This window comes from Kitasatospora sp. NPDC059722 (assembly GCF_042733235.1).
Classification (GTDB): Bacteria; Actinomycetota; Actinomycetes; order Streptomycetales; family Streptomycetaceae; genus Kitasatospora.
The window spans coordinates 1-1419 of the sequence record NZ_JBHWGD010000292.1 but is presented as its reverse complement, the minus strand read 5'-3'; the positions used below and the strand labels follow the sequence as shown (position 1 = coordinate 1419).

Annotated in this window: 1 protein-coding gene; it reads left to right on the top strand. The window is 76.5% G+C overall.

The features are described from left to right. Positions 1–81: 81 nt before the first annotated feature. Positions 82–1419, top strand: a 1338-nt coding sequence (locus tag ACFV4F_RS43385; protein WP_380511579.1) for a class I adenylate-forming enzyme family protein, incomplete at its 3' end; no start/stop codon positions are given.

The window sequence follows — 1419 nt, the reverse complement described above, 5'->3', positions numbered from 1 at the left end:
CGCGCGCACGCGCGGCCTGCGCGCCCCGCCCCAAGCCCACCGCCGGGGCCAACCCCGGCACCAAGGGAGGGATCCGCCCCCGTGACCACCCCCCGCACGACCGCACGCACCACGCCTGCCACGACGGGCCGCGTCCGCGGCCTCCTCGCCGACGACCCGGACGTCGGCGCCGGCTCCGTACTGACCAGCCGCCTCGCACTCGGCCTCGGCCTGGACGACCCGCTCCTCACCTTCGACACGCGGGTCGACGAGCACCCCGCCTGGCACGCCCTCAGCCTGCGCGAGCTCGACCGCGCCGTCCGCGCCCGCGCCGCCGCCCTGCACGGCCTCGGCATCGGGCGGCGCGACCCCGTCGTCGTCTACGCGAGCGACGCCGCCGACCACGTGCTCGCCTTCCTCGCGCTGGCCCGCCTCGGCGCGATCCCCGCCCTGCTCAACCCGCACCTGGACGGCGAGCGGGCCGCCCGCTACACCGCGCGCCTCGGCGCCGCCGGCGTCCTCGCCGACCCGGCCCACCTGGCCGCGCTGGCCGGCCACGAGCCCGGCGCCAGGCTGCTCCCGGAGATCGCCACCCTCGGCGCCGGCGACCCGGACGCCGCACCGGAGCCCCACCGGCACTGGTCCGACGACCCGGTCGCGATCACCCACTCCTCGGGCACGACCGGGATGCCGAAGGCCGTCGTCCACTCGCACGCGAGCCTGTACGCGGCGATCCGCCACCGGCTGCGGCTGCCGCGCCCGCAGGGGCAGGACCGGATGCTCAGCGCGCTGCCCGCGCCGCACGCGGCGACCCTGATCGCGGTCAACCTCGCCCTCAGCTCGCATACTCAACTCGCGCTGCTCTCAGGCCAGTCCGGCGCTGGTGTGCTGGACGCGATCGAGCGCTGGCAGCCGTCCGGCGTGGTCGGCTTCGCCGCCACCTGGGCCGACCTCGCCCGCCACGACCTGGCGGCGCGCGACCTCGCGTCCGTCGCCCTGTGGTGGAACACCGGCGACTGCGCCCACGAGACGCACATCCGCCGCCTGATCGCCACCGGCAGCCGGGAGACCGTCACCCGCGCCGGCCGCACCCGCGAACCCGGCTCGCTGTTCGTCGACGGGCTCGGCTCCACCGAGATGGGCCACTCGCACTTCTTCATCACCCACGGGCCCGGCACCGACCGCTACGGGCGCTGCGTCGGGCGCCCGCACGCCTTCGTCGACTGCGCCGTCGTCGGCCCGGACGGCGAACCGCTCGGCCCCGGCGAGATCGGCGAACTCGCCACCGCCTCGCCCACCCTGGCACTCGGCTACTGGAACGACTCGGCGACCACCTTCCGCACCAGGATCCGCGGCCGCTTCCTCACCGGCGACCTCGTGTACCGGGACGAGGAGGGCTACTACTACCACGTCGACCGGGCCGTCGACACCGTCGAACAC